The organism is Shewanella sp. DW31, assembly GCF_015767295.1.
Lineage (GTDB): Bacteria > Pseudomonadota > Gammaproteobacteria > Enterobacterales > Shewanellaceae > Shewanella > Shewanella oncorhynchi.
In genome coordinates, this window is record NZ_JADWMP020000039.1 from 1 (window position 1) to 18,869 (window position 18,869).

Below are 18,869 nucleotides of genomic sequence, written 5' to 3' on the forward strand. Positions count from 1 at the left end.
CAATATTCGTAAGAGAACTTGAGTACCACACTGAGCGCCGAACGCTTCCAGTTGGCTAGGGCTGCGTATTCTACGCACTTCCCGTTTCGCGTCAAGGAGTTTTTTACAACTTCTTGCTGCGATTGAATTAAGTGCTTAAAAGCGACTCAATTCAACCTAACTCGTCAGCTGGCTTTCGCTGCCTGCCGTGTCAGTGGATGCGCATTATAGGGAGCAGAAGATTTTGTGCAACCCCTATTTTAAGGAAATTTGCAGTTAATTCTAATTATCTAATCTAGCCACAAGATACCCACCACTTACCCCCAAAGTTATCCACAAAATAGCACTTTATCTGTAATTTGACCCAATTAATTACCAGCGTACAGTATCAAGACAAAGGGATCATGAGCATGAATGCTATCAGATTTAAATGAGAATAACGGCTGCTCGAACCGGAATATCTCACCTCCACTTTTATATAGAGTCGTTAATGGGAGAATGACGGGGAACAACAGAAGAAGATGACACTCTGAGTGTATTTGGCGATAAAGATACTTTACCTATATATAGTAGTTGCCTCCCACCAACCCACCATAGAAAGTCGAAACGACGTAATCCGCAATAGAAAGAGGGTCTCTTTGATACTTATTCGTTAGTAGCTGACTACATTAGATATCAGCATGTAGTAGCAGTAATAAGTAGTTCAGAGACCATTCAACTCTATTCACCTTAATCCATTATCGAGTTGAGTGGATTAGCTCGCACTCCATAGCAGTTGTCCACAGTCTGTAAGATCATAGCCACCAAGTAGTGCCGCCATTTGCCTCGAGTGACCGCTCGCCAACATAGTAAAAAGTTGTTGAAGTTGACGACGGAAGTAAATGCTTTGCGGCATAACGAAATCGAAAGACTCTTTAATCAGCGGCACGAAACTTAAACCACTTTCCAAAGCCACAGATTGACAACCAAAACCAATATCGGCATCCCCCCTAGCGATATAACCCGCCAACTCGCGTTCACTATAGGCAGTTAGCACGACATTAAGTTGATCTAAGCGAGCACCTTGCTTTAACAACCAATGCTCTAAGTGCTGTTGGCTACCTGCGCCCCCCTGACGACTCACCCAACGCCAAGGCAAGTTCACGACTTTATCTTCTTCTTGGCATCTGTGGTGCATATCGGCACGCATGATCAACCCTTGCTGACGGGAGTAACCATGCACCATGATCCATTGCTGATGATTGTTATAACCTTTAAGTAAAGCTGGATGGCGAATATTTCTATCCTCCATGCTACCCCAGTGTAAGGTGCACACATCGGCATAACCTTTAGCAAGCAACTCTAACCCTAAGCGTGAACCTGTTGCGCTGTAGCTTATCAACTCACGGCTACCAACTTGCGCCATCAAACGCGCCACCAGCATAGATAATAGTGGATCGTCACTACCAGTGATCAATAAACGGTCGGTCAGCATGCCACTGTGGCAAGAATCCATTACCCAACGGTCGATTAACACTTTCGGAAATAGCCATTTACCGGTGATTTTAGTGGCGGGGAGAATTCTGTCATTAGCCATGGCGTAGACTTTTTTCTCATTAAGATCTAAATACTCAGCCACTTGCTTCGCGCTCATGTAGACCAATTCACTGGCAGACGTCATCTTGTTTCCTTGTCTTATTCTTCGTTACTGCATGTAAGTCTTAGCATTACTGTCTTAGCTAACTTGGGGCTAAGGAGCGGTATTGGCATCAAACTGCAGATTTTCACTACCGTGGTACACCAAAAAGTGACGACCTTTGGCGCGGGCAATAATAGTAATACCCAGCTGCTGCGCTAGTGCTAAGCCCATTTGAGTCACGCCACTGCGTGATAACAAAATAGGGATCCCCATTTTAGCGACTTTAATCACCATTTCCGAAGTTAAGCGACCAGTGGTATAAAATATCTTATTATCGCCGCGATCCTGAGTCAGCCACATATCCCCAGCCAAAGTATCTACGGCATTATGACGGCCAACATCCTCGACAAAAGCCATAATTTTATCGTCTTCGCACAAACCACAACCGTGCACAGCACCCGCATTTTTATAGGTTTCGTTATATTCATTGATATTTTTCAATAAGCTATAAAGGGTGCTTTGCTTAAGACTTGGCGTTGGTAAATTGATGCCGTCTAAATCTTGCATAAAACGGCCATAAACAGTGCCTTGACCACAGCCTGATGTCACCGTTTTTTCGGAGAGTTTCTCATCCAGATCGGCGGTTTGTTCACGGGTAACCACGGCTGCAGAACTCACATCCCAATCGACAATAACCGAGTCCAATAAGCTCACATCCGAAATAAAGCCTTGGTTCTTAAGATAACCTAACGCCAGTGACTCAGGTTTCGCCCCTAGGGTCATAAGTGTCACTATTGGTCGCCAGTTCAAATACACGGTAAGCGGACGTTCGCAGGCGACAAATTTATCCAACACTTCCCCAGCTTCATTCACTGCTTTTACAGCAATGGTTAGCGGTACTTCCACTTGAGTTCTCACAAAAGAACACTGATGCTGAGTTTTTTGAGAAGGATTGGCTACCGCTATTTCGCTATCTGTGCTCATGTTGTTATCAGGAATAGTGATATTTTCAGAGATCATAATGTTACCGCTTAACGAGTCATGGCCAGAGCATAGCAATATTTATACCTAGACATAAAAATTGGGGTTAAATGCGTGATCTGCCGCAATGCTGATTTTTCATTAGCCCTTTTATGTCCCAAACAAAATCCTGTACTGGACAAAATGTCCAATTTACAGGGTGTTTTTGATGATCTAGCTCAAACTAATCCACTATGTTTACTGGCACCAATATTGCAGTGACCTTTTATCGCAATTTGTTGGTAAAACCGAACCGTTCACTCTACGGTTTGTCCATCAACACGGCTGAGACGGAGAGACAATGCAACATACAACTAGTGTTTGGCCTATGTACGTTTCACTCAAGAAAGTAGAGAAGCAAGTTGGCCGCTGGACCTCAGTACAATGGGAAATTGATCACCTACTTCCCGCCACCCATCAAGCCCCAGACGATGCAACCTTAGTGCTACTCGAACTGCACAAAGACGAACGCGCCAGCTATCGCCTCAATCTCGATTTAGATAACGCCATGCTGTATTTAGTATGTGATGAAACGGCCGATGGCACTTGGATACCGGCGGCATTATCGGCGGATCAGAATGTCGCGGCGGGTTGTCTTGAGGGCAATACCCCTGTCCTCAACTTATTGATGCCAAAAGCTATCGCTTGTTGGATTGAAGCCTTTATCACCCAATATGGTGAAGTCGAAATTGCCGCTCATCGCCGTAAACATGTCGATGGCCGTAATAATCAAGGCCCGAGTCACGATCCATTGCGGAGGGACTAATGGCTGAATCCATACAAAAAACAGGCGGGCTACTGAGTCGCTGGAACCAACGGCGCGAACAAGTTGCAGCAGAGGAAGCGCGAGAGGCTAACGGGGAAATCACACCTCAGGAGACCATCGTAGCCGAGCCCACTATGGCAGTTGAGCAGCTTCAACCCACAGAGTCAGCCATTGAACCTAATACTGCAGAGCATGACGATCCTAATCGCATCCTCACTGCAGCGGATTTACCCAATCCAGACGAAATTGAAGTAGGCGGCAGCTTTGCGAGTTTTATGGGCGCCAATGTTGACCCTGCGGCTAAATCTGCAGCGCTACGTGCACTGTGGAAACAACCGCATTTCAACGAGATAGATGGGCTTTTGGAATATGCACTCGATTACAGTAATCAACCGAAACTCAGTGCAGAAGTCTCAGCTGAATTGATGCAAAAAGTCTTCCGTTACATAGCCGAAGACAGCGAGACCTCGGATGAAGAATCAGCTGTTTTAGCCAAACAAACTGAAGAAAGCAATCCATCCACGAGTCTTGATGTAAGCGAAACAACAACTCATGAGACTAATGAAGTCGAAGTCGAATGGGCAGCTGAGCCGATAACGGACAATTTGGATGGGGAGACTGATGACCTACCCCAAAATGCACCAGAGCCCTTAGCTCAGGTACATACCCGAGTTGTTTAACGTCAGTTTAGCTAATTTTAATGTCCGTAACTTTGGTATGTGAATTGCTGTACTAAGATATAAAAAAGCTTAGATAAAAGCAGAAAAGGCAATGACTTACTTATTACCAGCCGCCTAAATCTGCCCAGATACAGTAAAACAAGAAACAGCCAAAGTACTGTTCAGGAACGCAATGTGAGCACTTATTTGATGACCAATCAAACCCAAGAAGCGTTAAAACAAGCGCGACAACAGGTATTAACGCAAACTCAGATGTTGCAGAATCTGATCCCGCCAACTGTCAGCTATACCACCGAAGGCAATGTTCTTATTATTGGCCCAGAAGATCTGGCTCGCCTTGCCGCGGACAAATTGTCCACTATGGCCCATAGGGTGATTTTAGCCAACGAAGCCATTACCAGCCAAGATGAAGCACACCTAGAACGTGTCATGGCAGCGGCAACTGATGTCGAAAGCTATTACAACAAACTCATTGGCGTAAAAGGCTTTTTAGGCCAATTTCAAGTCAGTGTTGAACATCAAGATGGTGCAGCCGAACTCAGTTTAGTGTCAATCCGTAAACCCCATTTCGATATCGTGCTCGATTTGAGCAGCGCAGCTTGTTTGAACTTAGAAATGCTGCCACCCGGCTATTTTTACGTAGGCCAAGACGCTGAAAAACTCGAAGATGCCCTTGCGCAAATTCCCGATCTCATCGGCCAATTTGATAAGCCGCGCTACGTCAAAATTAACCCAGATATCTGTGCCCACGACCGCAATGGCATCAATGGTTGTAATCGTTGCCTCAACTTCTGCCCAGCAGATGCGATCAGCAGTGTCGCAAAGAAAATTGAAATCGATCCATATCTTTGCCACGGCGCAGGCAGTTGTACCAGCGCTTGCCCAACGGGTGCTATCAGTTACGATTTACCTACGCCGCAAGCTTTGCATTCATACCTGAACAAAATTGTTAGTCGGTTCCGCGAGCAAGCACAAACCGCACCGGTGATTTTGTTCCACGATAATGCCGTCGGCGCCAACTTTATTAGTGACGATTTAGCAGGCGACATCCTCCCCGTTGCCCTCGAAGAAATTACCGTTGCTAGCGTAGATCATTGGTTGTCAGTACTCGCTTGGGGCGCGCGCCAAGTGCTGATCCTCAACACCGATGCAACAGCGCCAACCCTAACGCAAATGCTTAAAGGCGAACTTTCTTTAGCCAACAGTATTTTAGATGAGATGGGTCAGCCGCAACGTATCAGCCTCATCGACCCAAGCATGCTTGCCGATTTAGATTCGATGCTCGATATCAGCTTAGATTGGCCCGTGATCGTGCCCGCCGCATTTGCGTCGACCACTAAACGCAATACGCTATTTGAAGCGATCGACCACCTCAATAGCCAAGCGGGTGAAATCGATACTTGCCTCAGCCTCAGCAATATTCCCTTTGGCAAAGTCAGTGTAAATGTAGAAAAGTGCACTATGTGTATGTCCTGCGTGGCAATTTGCCCAACCGTGGCATTACAAGATGGTGGCGACAAACCTTCACTACACTTTATTGAGCAAAACTGCGTGCAATGCGGTTTATGTGAGGCAGCGTGTCCTGAAAAAGTGATAAGCCTTACCCCGCAAATTAACTTTAATAAAGCTGCCCGTCAGCAACAACACACCCTGAAAGAAGAAGCCCCCTTCGAATGTATTCGCTGCGGCTCTCCTTTTGCGACCCAATCTATGGTGCATCGGATGCTGGATATGGTCGGCGCGCACAGCGCATTTTCTGCCAATATTGAACGCTTGAAAATGTGTGGCGACTGCCGGGTAAAAGACATGTTTGAAGACATTCTTCAAGATCCTGAAAAGCAACTGCGATAAGAGATCCGCTATGACCGAATCAGTAAGACAAGCTTCAGAAAACGATCAGTTGAGAGCCGATATCTATCAACTGTTAGCCGCCCTATTGCGCCGTCAGCCAAGCCCTGAACTGCTACACTTTTTGGCCAATCTTGAAATTGATGCCAATGAAGACAACGAGATGACTAAAGCTTGGTTATCACTCCAACTCGCCGCACAGCAGTTCAACAGCGCACAACTAGAAGACGAGTATTTTGCCCTGTTCCTCGGTGTAGGTTGCGGTGAGATCCTGCCCTACGGCAGCTGGTTTATGACGGGCTCATTGATGGATAAACCACTGGCATTGCTACGCCAAGACTTAATGCAACTGGGGTTTGAACGCGAAGACAACGTCAAGGAACCCGAAGATCACGTTGCAGCCCTGTGTGAAGTGATGGGAACCCTGATTTTAGAAGCGCCAAGTTATCGCCAATTGGCTTTTTACCAACGCCATATCGGCAGCTGGATTGGCCGTTTTTGCGATAATTTAGCCAAGGCGCCAAGTGCGGCGTTTTACGCCACGGTTGCACAGCTAGCAAAAGCGTTTTTTGCAATGGAAGCCAGTGCTTTTGAGCAATTAAGCTTAGATATTCCAGTCAATTGCCCAGGCAGCGCAGACTTACAGCCAGCCACCAGCGATTTAGCAAAACCAGTAGAGTTAATGAACTAAGACTAAACTGAGTGATAGCGCGGCATGTGCGTGCTAAATGTAAATGTTAGAGATGAGTTCAAACTGCGAAGGTGAGATTAATGTTTACCTTAGCAACAATAACGGAAGCTTAGGCTTCCACAATAACCGAGGTGGTAGCCGTTTATACCACCTTATCCAGTAACACAAGGAGACACTATGAAGAAGCCAGCTTCCGACATGGGCCGTCGTCAATTGCTTAAAGCATTGGCACTCGGCAGTGCGACAGGCGCAGTGGTCACTGTGAGTAGTCAAGCGTTAGCTTCGACAAAAACGGCAGCAACCACAGAGCCTAAAAGTGAGAACTACCGCGAAACCGACCATATTCGTAGCTATTATGCGTCGCTTTAAAACTAAAATAGAGGAGAGTGTGTGATGCGATTAACCCGCAAAACAGACCAGGTTGTCGAAGCTAAAGCGCCAGCACTGGGTCTCAATCGTCGTCAATTCTTAAAATCGGCAAGTCTTGCCACAGGAGGGATCGCTGCGGCGTCCATGCTGGGCACAGGCATGATGCGTAAAGCACAGGCCCAAGAAGATATTGGCCATAATGTTCCCACCGAAGTCAAACGTACCATCTGTTCTCACTGTGCCGTAGGTTGTGGTGTGTATGCAGAAGTACAAAATGGTGTATGGACGGGTCAAGAACCCGCATTCGATCACCCGTTCAACGCTGGCGGTCACTGCGCGAAAGGTGCTGCACTGCGTGAACATGGTCACGGCGAAAAACGCCTGAAATACCCCATGAAGTTAGAAGGCGGAAAATGGAAAAAGATCTCTTGGGATCAAGCGATTAATGAAGTCGGCGATAAAATGGCTTCAATTCGTCAAGAGTCAGGTCCAGATTCAGTCTACTTTATGGGTAGCGCTAAGTTCTCTAACGAACAAGCTTATTTATATCGCAAATTTGCGGCATTGTGGGGTACGAACAACGTCGACCATTCTGCCCGTATTTGTCACTCTACCACGGTAGCCGGTGTTGCTAACACTTGGGGCTACGGTGCGCAAACCAACTCAATCAACGATATTCGCAACTCTAAGTGCATCATGTTTATTGGGGCAAACCCCAGTGAAGCGCATCCTGTTGCCATGCAGCATATTTTGATTGGTAAAGAACGCGGTGCCAAAATCATCGTTGTTGATCCACGTTTCACCCGTACTGCAGCGAAATCTGACGAGTACGTGCATATCCGTCCTGGCACAGACATCCCCTTCATTTATGGCCTGTTATGGCACATATTTGAAAACGGCTGGGAAGATAAAGAGTTTATCAAACACCGTGTCTATGGCATGGATCGTATCCGCGAGGAAGTGAAGAAGTATACCCCTGAAGAAGTTGAGTTAGTTGCGGGTGTACCAAAGGCGCAGATGTACCGCGTCGCCAAAATGATGGCAGAAACCAAACCCGGCACCATTATTTGGTGTATGGGTGGTACTCAGCACCACGTGGGTAACTCGAACACTCGCTCCTACTGTCTTTTACAGTTAGCACTGGGCAACATGGGTGTACCTGGCGGCGGCACTAACATTTTCCGTGGCCATGATAACGTGCAAGGCGCAACCGACTTTGGTTTGTTATTTGATAACTTACCGGGTTACTACGGTTTAACGACTGGCGCTTGGGCCCATTGGAATAATGTGTGGGATCTCGACCCTAATTGGGTAGCGAGCCGTTTCGATCAAGGCGAATATCTAGGACAAAAACCGCAAACTTCTGCGGGTATTCCTTGTTCGCGCTGGCACGATGGCGTGTTAGAAGATAAAACCAAGATAGCGCAAAAAGACAATATTCGTCTGGCGTTCTTCTGGGGACAATCGGTCAACACTGAAACCCGTGGCCGTGAAGTGCGTGAAGCTTTAAATAAAATGGATACCGTCGTCGTTGTCGATCCATTCCCAACCATGGCGGGTGTTATGCACCAACGTCAAGATGGGGTTTATTTACTTCCTGCGGCAACCCAGTTTGAAACCTACGGTTCAATCTCTGCGACTAACCGCTCAGTACAATGGCGTTCTAAGGTCATAGAACCCCTGTTCGAATCCCTGCCTGATCATGTGATCATGTACAAACTCGCCAAAAAAGTGGGTATAGATAAAGAGCTATTCAAGCATATTAAAGTCAATGGTGAAGAGCCTTTGATTGAAGATATCACCCGCGAATTTAACACAGGTATGTGGACTATCGGTTATACCGGACAAAGCCCAGAGCGTTTAAAAATGCACCAAGAAAACTGGGGTACTTTTGATGCTGACAGCTTAGAAGCCCCCGGCGGTCCTGCCAAAGGCGAAACCTACGGCTTACCTTGGCCATGTTGGGGCACACCAGAGATGAAACATCCTGGTACCCAGATTCTGTATAACGAAGCCAAACATGTGAAAGACGGTGGCGGTAACTTCCGTGCTCGCTATGGTGTGGAACATGAAGGCAATAATATTCTTGCCGAAGGTACTTACTCTAAAGGCAGTGAGATCCAAGATGGCTATCCTGAATTTACCGCCGATATGCTTAAGCAATTAGGTTGGTGGGATGACCTGACCGAAAACGAGAAAAAACACGCCGAAGGCAAAAACTGGAAAACTGACATTTCCGGCGGTATCCAACGTGTTGCTATCAAGCACGGCTGTATCCCTTACGGTAACGCTAAAGCTCGTTGTATTGTATGGACATTCCCAGACGATATTCCACGCCACCGCGAACCACTTTACACGCCTCGTCGTGACTTAGTCGCTAAATACCCCACCTACGAAGATCGTATGGTTGCTCGTTTACCGACACTGTATAAGTCAATTCAAGACAAGGATTTTGCTAAAGACTTCCCATTGGCACTCACATCAGGCCGCCTAGTGGAATATGAAGGTGGTGGTGAAGAATCCCGTTCTAACCCTTGGTTAGCTGAACTACAACAAGAAATGTTCATCGAAATGAACCCTGCAGATGCAGCGGATCGCGGTATTCGCGACGGTGACAATGTTTTTGTTCATGGTCCAGAAGGCGCCAAAATCACGGTTAAGGCTATGGTGACACCGCGCGTTATTGCCGGTGAATGTTTTATGCCATACCACTTTGCAGGGGTGTTTGAAGGCGAAAGCCTAGCGAAAAACTATCCAGAAGGCACAGTGCCTTATGTGATAGGCGAATCTGCAAACACCATTTTAACTTATGGCTACGACGTTGTGACTCAGATGCAAGAAACTAAGTCCAGCCTATGCCAAATCAGCAAAGCCTAACCTACTTGATGAGGAGATAAGCCATTATGGCAGTCATGAAATTTCTGTGTGACACCAAGCGCTGCATCGAGTGTAACGGTTGCGTCACTGCATGTAAGAACGAAAACGACTCCGCTCTCGAGTGGGGAATTCAACGTCGCCGCGTGGTGACGATCAACGATGGTCTACCTGGCGAAGCCTCAATTTCAGTGGCTTGTATGCACTGTACTGACGCTCCCTGCATGGCCGTATGTCCGGCAGATTGTTTCTACCGTACCGAAGATGGCATAGTGCTACACAATAAAGATACTTGTATCGGTTGTGGTTATTGCTTCTATGCTTGTCCATTTGGTGCACCGCAATTCCCGAAAAAGACTGCCTTTGGTAGTCGTGGCAAGATGGACAAGTGTACTTTCTGTGCCGGTGGCCCAGAAGAAACCTTCTCCGAAGCTGAGCGTAAAAAATACGGCGCCAACCGTATTGCTGAGGGCAAGTTACCTATGTGTGCTGAGCTTTGTTCTACTAAAGCGCTGCTCGCAGGTGATGCGGAAGTGGTATCAAACATTTACCGTCAACGTATGGCCTCTCGAGGCAATCCTAACGTGATTTGGGGTTACAACCCCAAGACAGGTGAGATTAACTAAGCAGAGCGAGGGTTAGGGAGAAATCCCTAACCTCTGGCAAGGAGTGAAAATGTTAAACAAACAGTTAAACAAATCACTGCGCAGTCTGTTTGCTCTGTTGGTGCTCGTCATGGGATTGGGATTAGGTTCAGTCATGAGCTCAAACCCAGTACACGCAAGTGATCAGCAATCGAGTCAACAACAGGCGAAAGCGCAAACCAGCGATGCCGATCTTTGGCGAGCGGTAAAAGCAGGCGATGCCGGCTATACCACTGCCAAAGGGATAGATACTGGGGTGTTGATTAACGTTGCCGGTAACCAAGGTAAAGAACTGAGAAATGAATACTTAACCCCCGTCATGGCGCTAGCCGTGGTAGGTGTGTTTGGTGCTTTCTTATTGTTTTATCTGGTGAATGGTCCATCAAAACTGAGTCATGGCTTTTCAGGCAAGATGGTTTCGCGCTGGTCAAAGGCGGATCTGTGGATCCATTGGATCATGGCGAGCAGCTGTCTGGCACTGATGTTTACCGGTCTAACCATAATGTTAGGTAAGCATGTCATACAGCCAATGTTAGGCCCCGACCTTTGGGCGCCATTGATCTATGGCAGCAAAACAATCCACGATTGGGCAGGTCCCATTTTTATCGCGGCTTGGGCTGTATGTGTGGTGAAATGGATGCCGTTACAAACCTTCAAGATGTATGATTTGAAATGGTTTTTAGTGGTAGGTGGTTATATCAACTTTGGCCCGTTCAAAGGTAAGCACCCTGACAGTGGTTTCGCTAACGCCGGTGAAAAAATGTGGTTCTGGACCCTGATGTTGTTTGGTTTATTCATCAGCGTATCTGGCATCATGTTGGTATTGCCAGGCTTGGATTTACCCCGCGAAGCCTCTATGGGCGCGCTGCTGATCCACTCTATCAGCGCCATTATCTTGATTGCCTTTACTATAGTGCATATTTGGATGGCGACCGTACTGAGCGAAGGCGGTATGGAGTGTATGAAGTCAGGCTATTGTGATGAAAACTGGGCAATCCAGCACCATAATCTCTGGTATGACGAAATCAAAGCCAACGGCAGCTTAAAGTATAAAGACTAAGTTAAACCGCAGCTTTTACATCCTCAAAACACCCCGCCTCGCGGGGTGTTTTTTATTCGCACTGATACCCCTCGCATTAATTCAACAGTACAAAAAATTAACAACTGAAACAGCGAGATACAAAAATCCGCCAACGCCCTCTTCCCTAGTAGTTCACTAAACTATGAGCGAGTTAACGCTTTAAGAGAACGGCCGCCGATTTCAGGGCTGCAAACTGTCCTAGATCAATTCCTACTCAACCCTTTCCTACTATATTGCCGTCACGCGCGATGATTGATGGTAAACAAGATGATTTCATTATCTTTTCCGCCGCTAATCTTCACTTTTTGATAACAAGATGAACCCCACAAAAAGCCGTGCGATCTCAAAAACTAAACCCTAATTTCAGGAGTCAGCATGAAGCAGCAACCCAGCGATTTATCTCGCCGATCTTTGCTCAAAGCGCTCACCGTCGGCAGCGTAGCGGGTGCCGCCATTGCCGCAACCGGCATGAGCGTGGCACAGGTCAGCGAGAGCAGCAAGGTAACCACTAAAGAGTCAAAGGGTTACCACGAAACTGCGCATATCAGCAGCTATTACGATAGCTTGCGCAGCTAATCTAGGAGAAGTCAGCGATGAAGTTAACTCGCAAGTCCAATGTTGCCACAGTGGCAGACAAACCGGCGTTAGGCATCAGCCGTCGTCAATTTATGAAGCACGCAGGTATCGCCACAGGTGGTATTGCCGCAGCATCTCTGATGGGCACAGGCATGATGCGTCGTGTCGAAGCCAAAGAAGTGCCGCATGATGCGCCAATCGAAATCAAACGTACTATTTGTAGTGCCTGCGCCGTCGGTTGTGGCCTGTATGCCGAAGTACAAAATGGTGTGTGGACGGGCCAAGAACCCGCATTCGACCACCCATTTAACGCTGGCGGTCACTGCGCGAAAGGTGCTGCACTGCGTGAACATGGTCATGGTGAAAAACGCCTGAAATATCCAATGAAATTGGTTGATGGCAAGTGGAAAAAAATCTCTTGGGAAGATGCTATTAACGAAGTGGGCGACCAAATGCTCAACATTCGTAAAGAATCTGGCCCAGACTCAGTGTACTTCATGGGTAGCGCTAAGTTTTCTAACGAAGGTTGTTACATGTACCGCAAGTTGGCGGCTATGTGGGGCACAAACAACGTCGACCATTCAGCTCGTATTTGTCACTCTACCACGGTAGCCGGTGTTGCTAACACTTGGGGCTACGGTGCGCAAACGAACTCTTTCAACGATATCCAGAATGCTCATGCCATCTTCCTGATCGGGGCAAACCCAGCAGAAGCGCATCCCGTTTCGATGCAACATATTCTGATCGCTAAAGAAAGAAACAACGCCAAAATCATCGTCGTTGACCCACGTTTCTCTCGCACTGCAGCGCATTCAGACTTGCATTGTGCAATTCGCCCAGGCACTGACATTCCTTTTATTTACGGTATGTTATGGCACATTTTTGAAAATGGTTGGGAAGATAAAACCTTTATCAAGCACCGCGTTTTCGAGATGGAAAGTATCCGTGCTGAAGTGAAGAAATTCCCACCGAAAGAAGTCGAAAACATCACTGGCGTGAGCGAAGCCGAGGTTTATCAAGCGGCTAAATTAATGGCTGATAACCGTCCTGGCACTGTGATTTGGTGTATGGGTGGAACTCAACACCACGTGGGTAATGCCAACACTCGCGCTTATTGTATTCTGCAATTAGCACTGGGCAACATGGGCGTTTCAGGTGGCGGCACTAACATTTTCCGTGGCCACGATAACGTACAAGGCGCAACTGACTTAGGTTTGTTATTTGATAACTTACCCGGTTACTACGGTTTGACCTCTGCAGCATGGAGTCACTGGACCCATGTTTGGGATCTGGACATGGCATGGGTGAAAAGTCGTTTCGATCAAACAGCCTACCTTGGCAAAGATCCAATGACGACACCGGGTATTCCTTGTTCTCGTTGGCACGATGGTGTGTTAGAAGATAAGAGCAAGTTAGCGCAGAAAGATAATATCCGTATGGCGTTTTTCTGGGGACAATCGGTCAACACTGAAACCCGTCAACGTGAAGTGCGTGATGCCTTAGACAAGATGGACACAGTCGTCGTTGTCGACCCATTCCCAACGATGGCAGGTGTTATGCACCGTCGTAAGAATGGCGTATATCTGCTGCCTGCGGCAACTCAGTTTGAGACTCACGGTTCAGTATCTAACTCAGGCCGTTCTATCCAGTGGCGTGAGCAAGTCATCGAGCCACTGTTCGAGTCTAAAACCGACATCGAAATCATGTACCGTTTAGCCCAAAAACTGGGTATTGCCGAGCAGTACACTAAACGCATCGCGATTGAAAATGGTTTACCTGTGATTGAAGAAATCACCCGTGAAATCAACCGCGGTATGTGGACTATCGGTATGACAGGTCAAAGCCCTGAGCGTATCAAGTTACACACCCAAAACTGGGGCACTTTCAGCAACAAGACGTTGGAAGCCGCAGGCGGCCCAGCTAAAGGCGAAACCTACGGTTTACCTTGGCCATGTTGGGGTACGCCAGAAGCTAAACACCCAGGCACTCAGATCCTCTATAACCAAGCCAAACACGTTAAAGACGGCGGTGGTAACTTCCGCGCCCGTTACGGTGTTGAATATAAGGGTCAAAGCATTTTAGCCGATGACACTTATTCTAAAGGCGCTGAAATTCAAGACGGTTACCCTGAATTTACTGCCGATATGCTCAAACAATTGGGTTGGTGGGATGATCTGACGGCGGAAGAAAAAGCGGAAGCCGAAGGTAAAAACTGGAAAACAGATTTGTCAGGCGGCATAGTGCGCGTGGCGATCAAGCACGGTTGTATCCCCTTTGGTAATGCTAAAGCTCGTTGTATTGTTTGGACTTTCCCTGATCAAGTCCCTGTACACCGTGAACCGTTATACACAGCACGTCGTGACTTAGTGGCGAAATACCCAACCTATGACGACATGCAAGTACACCGTCTCCCTACGCTGTATAAGTCTATCCAAGACAAAGACATGAGCGGCAAGTACCCGCTGGTACTGACATCGGGTCGTCTGGTTGAATACGAAGGTGGTGGTGAAGAATCTCGCTCCAACCCTTGGCTGGCTGAACTTCAACAGGAAATGTTCGTTGAGATAAGCCCTGCCGACGCTGCCGATCGCGGCATTCGTAACGGTGACGATGTCTGGTTAGAAGGCGCCGAAGGTGGCCGTATTAAGGTACAAGCCATGGTTACCCCAAGGGTAAAACCCGGCGTTACCTTTATGCCATACCACTTTGCGGGTGTGATGCACGGAGAAAGTTTAGCGCCTAATTATCCAGAGGGAACAGTGCCTTACGTTATTGGTGAATCTTGTAACACTGCGCTGACCTATGGTTATGACCCTGTGACACAAATGCAGGAAACCAAGGCATCACTCTGTCAGATTGTTAAAGCGTAAGTGCAGCTTAAGCTAGGAGAATTGCCATTATGGCTACAATGAAATTTTTGTGTGATACCAAGCGCTGCATCGAATGTAACGGTTGTGTCACTGCCTGTAAAAACGAAAACGACTCCGCTCTCGAGTGGGGGATCCAACGCCGCCGCGTAGTGACAATCAACGATGGTCAACGTGGTGAAGCCTCAATCTCTGTCGCCTGTATGCATTGCTCAGATGCACCTTGTATGGCGGTTTGCCCAGCAAACTGCTTCTACAGAACCGACGACGGCATAGTGCTACACGACAAAGATGCCTGTATTGGTTGCGGTTACTGCCTGTACGCCTGTCCATTTGGCGCACCTCAGTTCCCGAAAAAAGGTGCCTTTGGTAGCCGCGGTAAGATGGATAAATGTACCTTCTGTGCCGGTGGCCCAGAAGAAAACCACTCAGATGCAGAACGCCAAAAATACGGTTCAAACCGTATTGCCGAAGGCAAACTGCCTATGTGTGCAGAACTGTGCGCGACTAAAGCCCTGTTAGCGGGTGATGCCGAAGTGGTTTCAAGCATCTTCCGTGAGCGTGTGGCTTATCGTGGTGCTAAAAACGCGGCTTGGAATTAATTCAGGTCAACAGGATCTGTTCACAGACTTAGCTTAGCGCCTATCTAGGTGGGCGCGACTAAGTGAGAGAGGATGTATGATGAACAAATGGTTCAAACACATAGGTTTAGCCATAGCACTGTTATTTAGTGCTGTGTGTATAGCCAATGGTGGTGATGAACTGGCGAATCAAGTTCAACAGTCTGATGCCCAAATTTGGGCGCAACTGAAGGATGGTGCCACGGGATACACTACCTCCCAAAGTGAGTTTCATGCTCAGCCGATCAATACCTATGATTTACGGGTATTGGAGCTGCGTAGCGACTGGTTAGCGCCCGCCTTAATGGCAGCACTATTCGGTATGATCATTATCTTTGTCCTATTTATCAAGGTGAATGGCATCTCCAAGCTGCACCATGGTTTTTCAGGCAAGTTAGTGCATCGCTGGTCTAAGTTTGATGTTTCAATCCACTGGTTAGGCGCGATTCCATGCTTACTGTTGATTTTAACAGGCTTAACCTTGCTGGCGGGTCGCTTCTTCTTCCAACCTTGGTTGGGCGAAGGCATCTGGGAAGCAATCGTCTATGGCGCGAAGCAAATCCATGACGTGATGGCGATTCCCTTCATGATAGGTTGGGCATTGATGACCACCCTATGGGCGAAAAACCAACTGCCAAAAATGTACGACGTAAAGTGGTTCATGGTAGTAGGCGGTTACATTAACTTTGGTCCGTTCAAAGGTAAGCACCCAGATGCAGGTTTTGCTAACGCGGGCGAGAAAATGTGGTTCTGGGCATTTGCCCTGTTTGGATTAGTGATTTCGGCCTCGGGCATGTTATTACTCTTCCCTAACCTGTTCGAGCCAAGCCGTACATTAAGCTTGATCGCACTGGTACTGCATTCAGTGAGCGCTATCGTGATCTGTGCTTTCTCTATCGTACACATCTTCATGGCAACTGTGATGTCAGAAGGTGGTATGGAATGTATGGTGTCAGGCTACTGTGATGAAAACTGGGCCAGCCAACATCACAACCTATGGTTTGATGAAATCAAAGCCAACGGCACGCTTAAATATAAAGAATAAGACTGGAATCTAGTTGTAGGTATTCCAAAAAATACTTAGCCACTAGCAAACGTAGAGCCCCCGTCAATCACTACTGGCGGGGGCTTTTATTTCAGCATGAGTCATCGGCTTTAAGTATATGTCTGAATTACATTTTGAATCATTTGTAGCATTTGAGTACGAGATCACAAAGACCAATTTAAATGCTAAATCACTGTAAAAAAATTGCATGTATCATAGTTATTTAATAATAAAAACAATCATATAGATAAAAATTGAATTTAAACAACACAACATTTCGTAACTTAGCAACCAACCAGATGCAACACCAATAAAACAATTCAATTAAAAACAGTATCTTAGTAGAGATTTCCATAAAATACTCTCTTGCTGGCTAACTCACGCGCACGCTAAAATTACCTATAGCGTAATTAAATTACGCATTGCTGCTTTTTATCCTAGAAGGTCACCATGTTTAAAAATGCCAAAACCAGTACATTGACGGCATTGCCATCAGTGTTTACAAGTATCTTACTGATCATCATAGGTATTTCGTGCTATCGCAGTTTTAACGAACTCGGTGAGACCAGTAAAAGCCTAGTCGACAACACTCAGCTCGCAGAAACTTTCACTACAGTACGAGAATCCTTTTTTGAGCTGCGCTTAGCCACCTTAGTCCACAACAGTAAAGCTATCGCAGATCAACAACATAAGGTTGCACAACTCGTCTCTCAACTGACCAAATTTAATACCGACTTCATGGGCGCTGATGCTCAAGCTATTCACACTCTTTTACCACAAACAGAACATTATGTTCGTCTCTACCAAGAAGAACTGGCACTCGCTAAACAAACTGGAGCAGTACCTGAGCTAACCGCTGAGCGTGCTGCGCTCGGGCCTAAGGTCAGTAATCAAATCAACCAATTAGTCACGCTGATCACTCAGAGAAATCATGAGTTAGGCAAACAAGCTGAAGATAAAGTCACCTCAACAGAAAGCATCCTACTGGGATTGATCTTGTTCGCGATTGTAGCGTCACTCTTCAGCGCCCTCATTATGAGTAAACAACTCGTCCACATAATCAATGAGATAAAACGGGTAATGGAACGTCTTGCCCATGGCGACCTAACTCATAAAACAAATATTAAAGGACAAAATGAGCTCTGCTCACTCGCAGAAGATCTCGACAGTGTGATAGGTAATCTACGTGAAATTATGTCTGAAATTGCCCAAGCCTCGGATCATATGTCCGACCAAATAGGGCAATTGAATGTGCAGTCGAATGCCAATAATCATGCACTACAAATCCACGCCGTTGAAACCGACCAAGTCGTGACAGCCATGACTGAAATGAGCGCCACGGCCCATAATGTCGCGGGTGATGCTGCATCCGCAGCCCAGTTTACTCAACAAGCAAATGCGCAAGCGGATAAATCGAAGAAAGCCGTCGAACAAGCTGCCGACACTGTGATTGCCTTGGTCGCTAAAGTCGATGTCGCCGCTGATGCGATTAATGATATGAACGAAAATACCCGTCATATCGCCGCGATTTTGAATGTAATAGGTGAAATTGCCGATCAAACCAATCTGCTAGCGCTTAATGCAGCCATCGAAGCCGCCCGTGCAGGTGAACAAGGTCGAGGCTTTGCTGTTGTCGCCGATGAAGTTCGCTCACTGGCCGCGCGCACGCAAGCAAGTACCGCAGAAATCAACCAGATGCTGGAACAACTTTATCTTGGTGCCAATGCCGCCGTAACCGCAATGGAGCAAACCAAACACAGTTGCCAGCAAGCCGCCGATACCACCAATCTAGTGACGGAAAACCTTGATACCCTGACCACTTATGTGTTCGATATTAATGGGCTCAGTAATCAAATCGCCACCGCAGCAGAAGAGCAAAGCGCTGTGACCGAAGAGATAAATCGTAATCTGACCACCATTCGTGAAATGGTCGATGAACTGAATCAAAGCGGTAAAGCCACCCTCAATAGCGCAACCTCTTTGGCCGCGACGAAGGAACAACTCGTCGGCGTGGTCTCGCATTTTAAGCTTTAGGTTTAGGCTCCCTGAAAAAAGCTTTTAAATCTGCGGCCTAATAACAAAAATTATTGGGCTGTCAGATTTTTAGATGAAATGTAAAGAATCCGCCTTCTTAGAAGGCGGCTTTGACTTGCCCCTGGAAGGGGCTATTCCAAGAACCTACATCATCTGC

Annotated in this window: 15 protein-coding genes; 13 read left to right on the forward strand and 2 right to left on the reverse strand. The window is 47.0% G+C overall.

Features of this window, described 5'->3' with window-relative positions:
- Nucleotides 1-733: 733 nt before the first annotated feature.
- Both GWI56_RS21215 and GWI56_RS21220 read right to left on the reverse strand, forming a co-directional pair.
- Nucleotides 734-1,639 carry a helix-turn-helix transcriptional regulator gene (locus GWI56_RS21215; protein ID WP_006083558.1) on the reverse strand — a complete coding sequence of 302 codons (906 nt, stop codon included), beginning with the start codon at nt 1,637-1,639 and terminating at the stop codon, nt 734-736.
- Nucleotides 1,640-1,708: 69 nt separating this feature from the next.
- Nucleotides 1,709-2,581 carry a formate dehydrogenase accessory sulfurtransferase FdhD gene (locus GWI56_RS21220; RefSeq protein WP_198574000.1) on the reverse strand — a complete coding sequence of 291 codons (873 nt, stop codon included), beginning with the start codon at nt 2,579-2,581 and terminating at the stop codon, nt 1,709-1,711.
- Nucleotides 2,582-2,918: 337 nt separating this feature from the next.
- On the opposite strand from GWI56_RS21220, the gene GWI56_RS21225 reads away from it, so the two are divergent.
- The 13 genes from GWI56_RS21225 (at nt 2,919) to GWI56_RS21285 (ending at nt 18,712) form a co-directional block, all read left to right on the forward strand.
- The gene (locus GWI56_RS21225; protein WP_105250549.1) at nt 2,919-3,383 is read left to right on the forward strand and encodes a DUF3305 domain-containing protein; all 465 of its coding nucleotides are present in this window, start codon (nt 2,919-2,921) and stop codon (nt 3,381-3,383) included.
- Entirely contained in the window at nt 3,383-4,063 is a 681-nt protein-coding gene (locus tag GWI56_RS21230; RefSeq protein WP_173497706.1) for a DUF3306 domain-containing protein, read from the forward strand. Before GWI56_RS21225 ends, GWI56_RS21230 begins: the two co-directional genes overlap by 1 nt.
- Before the next feature lie 189 nt (nt 4,064-4,252).
- The gene (locus tag GWI56_RS21235) at nt 4,253-5,914 is read left to right on the forward strand and encodes a 4Fe-4S binding protein (protein WP_173497947.1); all 1,662 of its coding nucleotides are present in this window, start codon (nt 4,253-4,255) and stop codon (nt 5,912-5,914) included.
- Between the two features lie 10 nt (nt 5,915-5,924).
- Nucleotides 5,925-6,602, forward strand: coding sequence for a molecular chaperone TorD family protein (locus GWI56_RS21240; protein ID WP_198573997.1), 678 nt, complete (start codon nt 5,925-5,927; stop codon nt 6,600-6,602).
- A 177-nt stretch (nt 6,603-6,779) separates the two neighbouring features.
- Nucleotides 6,780-6,971, forward strand: coding sequence for a twin-arginine translocation signal domain-containing protein (locus GWI56_RS21245; RefSeq protein ID WP_173497707.1), 192 nt, complete (start codon nt 6,780-6,782; stop codon nt 6,969-6,971).
- Nucleotides 6,972-6,995: 24 nt separating this feature from the next.
- The gene (locus GWI56_RS21250; protein WP_113940319.1) at nt 6,996-9,848 is read left to right on the forward strand and encodes a formate dehydrogenase subunit alpha; all 2,853 of its coding nucleotides are present in this window, start codon (nt 6,996-6,998) and stop codon (nt 9,846-9,848) included.
- A 26-nt stretch (nt 9,849-9,874) separates the two neighbouring features.
- The gene (fdh3B, locus tag GWI56_RS21255) at nt 9,875-10,471 is read left to right on the forward strand and encodes a formate dehydrogenase FDH3 subunit beta (protein WP_006083566.1); all 597 of its coding nucleotides are present in this window, start codon (nt 9,875-9,877) and stop codon (nt 10,469-10,471) included.
- A gap of 49 nt (nt 10,472-10,520) precedes the next feature.
- Nucleotides 10,521-11,549, forward strand: a complete 1,029-nt coding sequence (locus GWI56_RS21260; protein ID WP_113940318.1) for a formate dehydrogenase subunit gamma — start codon at nt 10,521-10,523, stop codon at nt 11,547-11,549.
- A gap of 396 nt (nt 11,550-11,945) precedes the next feature.
- The gene (locus tag GWI56_RS21265) at nt 11,946-12,146 is read left to right on the forward strand and encodes a twin-arginine translocation signal domain-containing protein (RefSeq protein ID WP_105250556.1); all 201 of its coding nucleotides are present in this window, start codon (nt 11,946-11,948) and stop codon (nt 12,144-12,146) included.
- Between the two features lie 17 nt (nt 12,147-12,163).
- Complete coding sequence (locus GWI56_RS21270) at nt 12,164-15,016, forward strand: molybdopterin-dependent oxidoreductase (RefSeq protein WP_198573998.1); 2,853 nt, start codon at nt 12,164-12,166, stop codon at nt 15,014-15,016.
- Nucleotides 15,017-15,045: 29 nt separating this feature from the next.
- Nucleotides 15,046-15,615 (forward strand): formate dehydrogenase FDH3 subunit beta, encoded by a 570-nt coding sequence (gene fdh3B, locus GWI56_RS21275; RefSeq protein ID WP_105250558.1) that lies wholly within the window; start codon nt 15,046-15,048, stop codon nt 15,613-15,615.
- A gap of 79 nt (nt 15,616-15,694) precedes the next feature.
- Entirely contained in the window at nt 15,695-16,678 is a 984-nt protein-coding gene (locus GWI56_RS21280; protein WP_105250559.1) for a formate dehydrogenase subunit gamma, read from the forward strand.
- A gap of 450 nt (nt 16,679-17,128) precedes the next feature.
- Nucleotides 17,129-18,712: a methyl-accepting chemotaxis protein gene (locus GWI56_RS21285; protein WP_198573999.1), complete on the forward strand. Its 1,584-nt coding sequence runs from the start codon at nt 17,129-17,131 to the stop codon at nt 18,710-18,712.
- Nucleotides 18,713-18,869 lie beyond the last annotated feature (157 nt).

Bases quoted from the DNA above. Each gene is read 5' to 3' on its own strand.
- GWI56_RS21215 (WP_006083558.1), bottom strand. From the start codon at position 1,639: ATGACGTCTGCCAGTGAATTGGTCTACATGAGCGCGAAGCAAGTGGCT.
- GWI56_RS21220 (WP_198574000.1), bottom strand. From the start codon at position 2,581: ATGAGCACAGATAGCGAAATAGCGGTAGCCAATCCTTCTCAAAAAACT.
- GWI56_RS21225 (WP_105250549.1), top strand. From the start codon at position 2,919: ATGCAACATACAACTAGTGTTTGGCCTATGTACGTTTCACTCAAGAAA.
- GWI56_RS21230 (WP_173497706.1), top strand. From the start codon at position 3,383: ATGGCTGAATCCATACAAAAAACAGGCGGGCTACTGAGTCGCTGGAAC.
- GWI56_RS21235 (WP_173497947.1), top strand. From the start codon at position 4,253: ATGACCAATCAAACCCAAGAAGCGTTAAAACAAGCGCGACAACAGGTA.
- GWI56_RS21240 (WP_198573997.1), top strand. From the start codon at position 5,925: ATGACCGAATCAGTAAGACAAGCTTCAGAAAACGATCAGTTGAGAGCC.
- GWI56_RS21245 (WP_173497707.1), top strand. From the start codon at position 6,780: ATGAAGAAGCCAGCTTCCGACATGGGCCGTCGTCAATTGCTTAAAGCA.
- GWI56_RS21250 (WP_113940319.1), top strand. From the start codon at position 6,996: ATGCGATTAACCCGCAAAACAGACCAGGTTGTCGAAGCTAAAGCGCCA.
- fdh3B (WP_006083566.1), top strand. From the start codon at position 9,875: ATGGCAGTCATGAAATTTCTGTGTGACACCAAGCGCTGCATCGAGTGT.
- GWI56_RS21260 (WP_113940318.1), top strand. From the start codon at position 10,521: ATGTTAAACAAACAGTTAAACAAATCACTGCGCAGTCTGTTTGCTCTG.
- GWI56_RS21265 (WP_105250556.1), top strand. From the start codon at position 11,946: ATGAAGCAGCAACCCAGCGATTTATCTCGCCGATCTTTGCTCAAAGCG.
- GWI56_RS21270 (WP_198573998.1), top strand. From the start codon at position 12,164: ATGAAGTTAACTCGCAAGTCCAATGTTGCCACAGTGGCAGACAAACCG.
- fdh3B (WP_105250558.1), top strand. From the start codon at position 15,046: ATGGCTACAATGAAATTTTTGTGTGATACCAAGCGCTGCATCGAATGT.
- GWI56_RS21280 (WP_105250559.1), top strand. From the start codon at position 15,695: ATGAACAAATGGTTCAAACACATAGGTTTAGCCATAGCACTGTTATTT.
- GWI56_RS21285 (WP_198573999.1), top strand. From the start codon at position 17,129: ATGTTTAAAAATGCCAAAACCAGTACATTGACGGCATTGCCATCAGTG.